Below are 7,328 nucleotides of genomic sequence, written 5' to 3'. Positions count from 1 at the left end.
CATTTACGTCATTTTCAAAAATACAGCATTTACGAGTGCACCTGCGGAATGTGGGTTAAAACGTATGGAGTAATCTGAAGACATTTTCCTTGGGGCATTTCAATAATTTCAAAATTTTGGAATGCTTTAATTACTCCCTGACTTCCAACAAAGTCTGCATTATAAGGAGATATACTCTGTTGCTGATAAGCAATAGATGCCTCTCTCATACGGGAGTAACTCAGCAAAAAGATGCCTGTTGACTTTGCTGGCACTGTGCCAGGTACACCTACACATTCAAGAGTCCCTATCGCACTTTCTTGACCTCTCATGTCTAAATATGAGTGAGGTAAATCAACCAAATTAATAAATTTGTTTTTATTTGAAGTTTGTCTAGGGAGCCTAATCCCTACTTGATTAATAACAACAGGAGATATACCCTGATTATATATCTCAAAAAGCAGAAATTCTTCTTTAGGACGCTGAAGTATGGCAGGCCCATTATGAGCGCGTTTGACAACTACACTTACTTTTGTAGTATCTTTCTTTAGATTCATCCATCCACTTATTAACGCACCAGTTGAAGTAAATGCACCGATCGTCTTAATTGGGTCGCTCATCAAAGCAGACCAGATTGTATTTAAGATACTCAATATATAATTTACAATTATTTTCATGAATTATCTCTATACTAAACTAAATTTTGTCAGTAACTCATGTGGGGATTTGCGCTACCCTAAGTCAGGAAGCCAAGGATAAATCAGATGAGAAAATGGATTTGGCTGATGCTGTTGGTGCTGATGGCAGTTGCCGTGTTGGGTAGCAGAGGTAGCACGTTTTTTGAACAGCGTCCCTCACCGACAATTGTTGAGCGGATTCCAGTGAAAACACCCGAAGCACAGCCAGAGTCAAGGGAAGTTTACATTGCCCCGCAAGTGTCCACTGACAAGCTGCTAAACCATATCCAAAAGTTGAATTTTCAGCGCTACACCACAAAAGAGCGATCGCTTACTCGCACTTATATTACAACTGAACTGAAAAAATTTGGCTGGAAACCTAAATTAGAAAAGTTCTCTGACGGTGTGAATATTTTTGCCGAACGTCCAGGAACGAATAAAGCCGCTAAAGCAATTCTTGTAGCAGCGCATTACGATACTGTTGCCTCTTCCCCTGGTGCCGATGATAACGCCAGTGGTGTAGCTGTAGTGCTGGAAGTAGCTCGGTTGCTCGGTTCTCGTCCTACGCCACGGGCGTTACAGCTAGCTTTTTTTGACCAAGAGGAAGCAGGACTTTTGGGTAGTCAGGCTTTTGTAAGTAAGACAGCACGCTTGCAAAATTTAGGCGGAGCGATCGTTATGGATATGGTGGGTTACGCTTGTTACACTCCTGGCTGTCAGAAATACCCTGCTGGATTGCCTGTTACCCCACCTAGCGACAAGGGCGACTTTTTGGCAGTAGTCGGTGATACAGAACATTTATCTTTACTGAATGCCTTTCAAAACTCACAAAACATCCCCTCAATCGCCCTGAATAAACAGGAATCAATGCCAGCAGTTCTAACATTACCAATTCCTTTTAAAGGTTTACTGACACCAGATACCTTACGTAGCGATCATGCACCGTTTTGGTATCAGGGCGTGGGTGCTGTGCTGGTGACAGATACCGCAAATTTACGCACTCCGCACTATCATAAACCTGGCGATGTGCCAGCGACTATCGAGCGATCGTTCTTCACAGGAGCAGCACAAATTGTAGTTAATGCGACTAGTGCCTTGTTAGAAAAAGACCAGCTTTTGGAAACTCAACCACCAAGCTAACTGATGAATTATGAATTATCTTGCCTTGCTTTTGGTTCCGGGAAAGTCAACGTCCAATTATTTTTATCATTGACCTGAGAATATAAACCTTGAAGAATGAGCCGCAGAGTTTTTCGAGTTCTAATCGGCTTCTTTACCAGATAAGTTCCTGGTTCAGCAAAGATATCATCAAAGTTTTGTTTATGACCAAATTGTTTTGAACAGTAACTACCAGCACCTTGGACTGTTAACACAAAAAATGGAGCTTGTTTGTATTCATTGGGAATCATAAAGATTCCATATACATGGTGACGACCACGCCACGGCTGAACACTAACCTTTGTAGCATGTACTTGGAATTTTGTAGTTTTTGATGCGATAAAAGCCTCAAAATTGCAATCAGAATCATTCACAGGCCACCACAGTGTAATAATACTCAGAGAGAGCAGAAAAATTAAAATATATGGGAGTCTGCGATGCATAAAGCCAAGAAAAATTGTTGATGCGGCTGGGGGAATTTGATGAGTAACGATTGTGCAGCTACAGCAGTCAGACTATTCACCTGCAACACTTCTGCAAGATGTTTTAAAGAGCAAAGACAAAACATTAAGCAGTCGGTTAAACTTTCCTGTCAAAAAAAATTGCAGATTGTAGATGCGTAGTTTACCGCCGCAGGCATCGCTTCCCCTGTTCTAGTAGCTCCGTTACAGTATTAAACCTAGCTGAGAAACAATCGAGCTTTTGTGGCTGTTAACACTGATTTATGCTCAAATTTTTAACTGTGATGAATTCTACAATTCGTTACTTTTGTTATGCTTGGAATATGGCTCTGTTTGCATCAGCAGATGCTTTGAGGAGAATTAGAGCGTAGGCGTAGCCCGTCGTAGACATCGCCATCAAGTTAAGAAAAAATTTACTTTTATTTCTAAGCAATTATTGGGGTAGTCAAATACACAAATATCCGTTATATTCCCGTAAGTAATAGTTGGTATAAAAGTTTATGGGAAAAAGTTGGAGAAGTCTTAAGACAGTTGCGGGTTTCTTTGGCGCGATCGCACTTACACAGATCGGGGCAAATACTTCGGCCATTGCTGCTGACACAGTTGTTGTGCGTTTGGGTTTATTTACAGAATCCATCTCTGTTACTGAGTTGCAAAAGGCTGTAAAAACAGGAAAATTGCCTGGGAGTTTACAGTCTTTATCTGAAGAACAACGCCGCTTCTTCTTGGGGGCGCTGGGCATGAATATACCGATGAATGTTGTCACACTTGATAGGTTAATTAATACCCAGATTGCTACAACTATTCTCAATGACTTCGCTACAGCCTTAGCCCGAAAGGACAAAGCTGGGGTACAAGCACTGAGAGCAGGATTGGTGCTAGGTTCTACTGCACCGCAAGGTCTTTCTATACTGAGTTTTATTGCTGCTTATCCCAGTAAACGCTTAGAAATTGATTTGCCAAAGGCTTTCGTTGTTGCAGGGAATTTAAATACAGCTTTTTGGCGCACCCAGCAATTCATGTTAGCGATCGCTCCCCAACTCGACCCCATAACAGCACATCCGAGAACACCACAGATTGCTTTCCCTTTTGATCCTAGCCAACCAGGAAGCGCTCAAGTAAAAATACTCAATTTAAGTCTGAACGATCAGAAACGCGACCGCAAAATCCCAGTTGATATTTACTGGTCAACTGCTGCAACTCCCGACAAACCCGTAATTGTCTTTTCTCACGGCTTCGGGTCAGTCCGCACGGACTTGCGTTACCTAGCAGAACATTTAGCATCCCACGGTTATGTCGTAGCAGCTTTAGAACATCCCGGTAGTAATCAGGCAAATGCTAACTTAGCATTACAAGGCAAAACCAGAGTCATGCAGCCTCAAGAGTTTTTGTATCGTCCTCAAGATATTAGTTTTGTCCTCGACGAATTAGCAAAGCTCAACCAAACGACTAATCATCCCCTGCAAGGGAAAATTGCAACTACAAACGCGATGGTTGTTGGCTATTCTTTTGGTGGTGGTACAGCTTTAGCACTTGCTGGGGCCGAGTTACAACTAGAACATCTCAAACAACGCTGTAAAAAGAACCTGACTATCTTGAGTTTGGGAGAAAATATGCAGTGTATCGCTCAAGAACTACCAGAAAATAGCTATCAACTACGAGATCCCAGAATCAAACAGGCGATCGCTCTCAATCCCACAACTTCTCTGATTTTTGGCGAAACTGGGTTAACTAAGATACAAGTTCCTACCATAGTGTTAGCAGGTTCCGCCGATAAAACCACTCCAGCTTTAACTGAACAGATTGTAGGATTTGAAAAAATCCCATCCCCAAAATCGCTAGTTGGTATAATTGGGGGTACTCATCTCAGTGTAAAAGACCCTAGCACCACATTAGATCAGATAGGACAACCAAATACACCGATTAGTGGCGGTGAAGTTGTGGGTGAACAAGCAGCAGATGTTCGCAAGTACGTTAAAGCTATAGCCTTGGCCTTTGCTGCACAGATGACTCCAGAAGCTAAAAACTATGCTATCTTCCTGACACCAGACTATGCTCAGTTTGCTTCAACAGCCGCATTTCCATTTCGTCTAATTACGCAGATTCCACCTGATGCTATGGCAGTGGTGAAAGAATTTGTTGAGAAATAAGGAACTTCCAGTTAAACAAACATCGGACTTACGTATCATACATATTGACTATACTAATTTTGGGATTTTGAGCCATGTCTAACACCCAGAACAGTAAATATGCGACAAAACCGGGGTTGCAATCAGCACCTGAAATATAAATTTGCTTACTACATATTATGGTTAATTTGTCTAGTACCGTAAATCCTAAAATATTTAATTTTGTGAGCAGCTTACTTAAGAATAGGGGTACGGGGAACAATAGAAGTTGCCGCTCATTCTACCAATCCCTACGATTTTTATTTTTAGACCCAATAAAGCCTAAACTACCGATATTTCGCTCCAAATACCTCACGTTGAGATCAACCAATTGAAAATACAGTACTTTATCATCTAAGTGGAATAACTACCCCACCCGCCCGATCAGGCATTCTCCCCAATCTATTTGGCAGAGTGTATTTTATTAATTTGTCATCCGCTCTAAGTAATATACAGCTTATAAAATTGGACTTATACCAATTCTGTGTAAACTTTTTACTTACTACAAGTATAGTACCTTGATAGTAGCCCTAAAGTTGCTGTTAAATCTACACCAAATTTTCACAGTAAAAATAACTATTTACACATAAAATTTATAATGTCTTGATAAAAATAACAGAAGCTTAAGAGTGTAAAAACTAGGAGCAGATGCCGAATAATGATGATACATACGTATCCTATAAAAATTGTCAATTGTTTTTGAAAAAATCTGTCAAGTAATTGTAAGGTGTGGTAGTAATTTGTAACACAAATTACATATATTTCAAAATTCAAATATTAGTCCTGTAGCTAACATATTACAAAGTAATTTCAAAACAAATTATTTGCTGCGAAATATATTTGTGTATGTATTGAGGTAAATTACTTTAAGTTCACAAAAAAATGGGAGAGCATTGTTATCTTCTGCAAGCCACAGATTAACCAAAAGTAAACAACAAAGAGCTTGTTTTATTTACTTAAATAATTAGTTTCACCTTTTAAAACTAATTTGGAATTCAGAATTAAACAATTATTCCATTTCACTCAAGCTTATGCAACTCTATACAACTCGTGAAATCGAACAACTCCAGCAACATGAAGACCTTTCTGCCTTAATTGAAATTATGAAGTGGGTAAAAAACTTTTTAGGAAGGTCTCATCCTGACTTAGGTAGACCCGGCGCAGTTTGCCCCTTTGTACCTTTCTCTCTCAAATCAAATAGTATTCGTCTAGCAGTTATTCACACGAAAGATTTGTATCCAGAACAATTAGAAGAGATTGTTGGACGCTATCGAGATATATTTCTGCAAATAGATGTTAAAGAGCAGGAATTAGCAATTAATAAAGCTTTTTTACTTATTTTTCCTGACATCCATATAGAAGATGCTTCTAAAGTAGTAGATAGTGTCCAACAAAAACTTAAACCTTTGTTTGTTGAGTCAGGACTGATGATAGGAGAATTTCATAAACGTAATGATTCTCCTGGTCTGCACAACCCAAAATTTCGTCCACTTCGTAGCCCTATCCCCTTGTTGGCTATCCGGTTCATGGTTGAAGCTGACCTCCCCTTTCTTCAAAATCCGACCGATCCACACTTACGTATTCGGTATTTGGAAGCTTATTTAAAGAATTTTGAGCATAAATTTACAGATGAAACAAAGTTTAAAAATGCTCATCAAGCATTGGCTTTAGCAAAAGCACAAATTCAACAAGAAAATTTGGTTAGTTCTTACATTTAACAAATGTTTGAATTCAGGGCTAGTATCACAAGGCGGAATTAAAAATTAAAAATTAAAAATTAAAAATGAATACAGTATAAGGGTTTCCTTGATTTGGAATGATTGGTTTATTTCCGCCGTGTTGTACTAGTGATTGAGCATGGGGTATGGAGGATTAAAAGTCTTTCCAGTTCGCTACACCTTAAAATAAGTGGGATAAAAATGACGAATTTACTGCTAGTTGCAATCGCTTAATGCAGATAGCATAAAATCTTCGTCAGGATGTAAATTATCGTACTACATTAGAAGCGATCGCTAATTATCAATTAGTCAATATCAATACTTCAATAACTTAACTCTGATTTACAATAATTGCACACACTTTTGTGTCGAGGTTTAGGATTGCGATATTATTTATGATATAAAAAAAACAAATAATTTGGTAAATAAAATGGCGAAAGAAATAGAGCGTAAATATTTAGTGAGAGGAGATAGCTGGAGAGGATTAGCTGAAGGTAGTGTATATCGTCAAGGATACATTGCTACGCAAGACAAAGCGACTGTACGTATACGTATAGTAGGGGAAAAAAGTTATTTGACCATTAAAGGCCCCAATATTAAATATTCAAGATTAGAGTTTGAGTATCCTATTCCTGTTAAAGATGCTCAAGAAATACTTGAGACATTATGTCAACGTCCCTTTATAGAAAAAACCAGATATAAAATAGAGTCGGGTGGTTTTATTTGGGAAATAGATGAGTTTGATGGTGTTAATAAAGGACTGATATTAGCAGAAGTTGAACTCAGTGATGAAAACCAGCAAATTGAATTACCAACCTGGATTGGACAAGAAGTTTCTGATGACTCCAGATATTTCAACAGCAATTTAGTCAAATACCCTTTTTCACAATGGTAATAGCTGAAATATTGAGAACATCCCAATTTTGCGAAAATACCTAACTAACAGAATTCGCAGCTACGCAAACGTAGGCAAAGCCTTTCCTTAAGATAACCCGCTTCCGAAAATAAAATTTTCTATTCAGAATGCGGTACAACGTTATATCGCAAGGTGTGGGGGCACGACAAGTCCATTGGTGTCAACTTAATGTGAAAGTTCTATAATCACCTGATATTGGTTGAGTCGATGGGGGATATTATTCCCCGCACCTCTCAGTTAGATCCGTGCGT

Annotated in this window: 6 protein-coding genes; 4 read left to right on the top strand and 2 right to left on the bottom strand. The window is 39.0% G+C overall.

Annotation, left to right across the window (positions count from 1 at the left end; genetic code table 11):
* Window positions 1–29: 29 nt before the first annotated feature.
* Window positions 30–656, bottom strand: a complete 627-nt coding sequence (locus HWQ43_RS08300; protein ID WP_292732052.1) for a hypothetical protein — start codon at window positions 654–656, stop codon at window positions 30–32.
* An 87-nt stretch (window positions 657–743) separates the two neighbouring features.
* Here HWQ43_RS08300 and HWQ43_RS08295 point away from each other — a divergent pair, with 87 nt between their 5' ends.
* The gene (locus HWQ43_RS08295) at window positions 744–1,796 is read left to right on the top strand and encodes a M28 family peptidase (protein WP_292732051.1); all 1,053 of its coding nucleotides are present in this window, start codon (window positions 744–746) and stop codon (window positions 1,794–1,796) included.
* Between the two features lie 8 nt (window positions 1,797–1,804).
* Here the strand turns inward: HWQ43_RS08295 and HWQ43_RS08290 are convergent, their stop codons facing one another.
* The gene (locus tag HWQ43_RS08290) at window positions 1,805–2,257 is read right to left on the bottom strand and encodes a hypothetical protein (RefSeq protein WP_292732050.1); all 453 of its coding nucleotides are present in this window, start codon (window positions 2,255–2,257) and stop codon (window positions 1,805–1,807) included.
* Between the two features lie 518 nt (window positions 2,258–2,775).
* On the opposite strand from HWQ43_RS08290, the gene HWQ43_RS08285 reads away from it, so the two are divergent.
* The 3 genes from HWQ43_RS08285 to HWQ43_RS08275 all read left to right on the top strand — a co-directional run bounded on the left by HWQ43_RS08285 (window position 2,776) and on the right by HWQ43_RS08275 (window position 7,056).
* Window positions 2,776–4,425: an alpha/beta hydrolase gene (locus HWQ43_RS08285; RefSeq protein ID WP_292732049.1), complete on the top strand. Its 1,650-nt coding sequence runs from the start codon at window positions 2,776–2,778 to the stop codon at window positions 4,423–4,425.
* Window positions 4,426–5,474: 1,049 nt separating this feature from the next.
* Window positions 5,475–6,161: a DUF6875 domain-containing protein gene (locus HWQ43_RS08280; protein WP_292732048.1), complete on the top strand. Its 687-nt coding sequence runs from the start codon at window positions 5,475–5,477 to the stop codon at window positions 6,159–6,161.
* Window positions 6,162–6,591: 430 nt separating this feature from the next.
* A complete protein-coding gene (locus HWQ43_RS08275) occupies window positions 6,592–7,056 on the top strand; it encodes a CYTH domain-containing protein (RefSeq protein ID WP_292732047.1) in 465 nt (154 codons plus the stop codon).
* Window positions 7,057–7,328: the final 272 nt, after the last annotated feature.

The organism is Nostoc sp. JL31 (assembly GCF_017114965.1).
GTDB classification, from domain to species: Bacteria; Cyanobacteriota; Cyanobacteriia; order Cyanobacteriales; family Nostocaceae; genus Nostoc; species Nostoc punctiforme_A.
This window is presented reverse-complemented; position numbering and strand designations above follow the sequence as displayed.

What these genes read in the sequence shown, in the direction of transcription:
- HWQ43_RS08300 (WP_292732052.1), bottom strand. Translation starts at nt 656, where the DNA reads ATGAAAATAATTGTAAATTATATATTGAGTATCTTAAATACAATCTGG.
- HWQ43_RS08295 (WP_292732051.1), top strand. Translation starts at nt 744, where the DNA reads ATGAGAAAATGGATTTGGCTGATGCTGTTGGTGCTGATGGCAGTTGCC.
- HWQ43_RS08290 (WP_292732050.1), bottom strand. Translation starts at nt 2,257, where the DNA reads ATGCATCGCAGACTCCCATATATTTTAATTTTTCTGCTCTCTCTGAGT.
- HWQ43_RS08285 (WP_292732049.1), top strand. Translation starts at nt 2,776, where the DNA reads ATGGGAAAAAGTTGGAGAAGTCTTAAGACAGTTGCGGGTTTCTTTGGC.
- HWQ43_RS08280 (WP_292732048.1), top strand. Translation starts at nt 5,475, where the DNA reads ATGCAACTCTATACAACTCGTGAAATCGAACAACTCCAGCAACATGAA.
- HWQ43_RS08275 (WP_292732047.1), top strand. Translation starts at nt 6,592, where the DNA reads ATGGCGAAAGAAATAGAGCGTAAATATTTAGTGAGAGGAGATAGCTGG.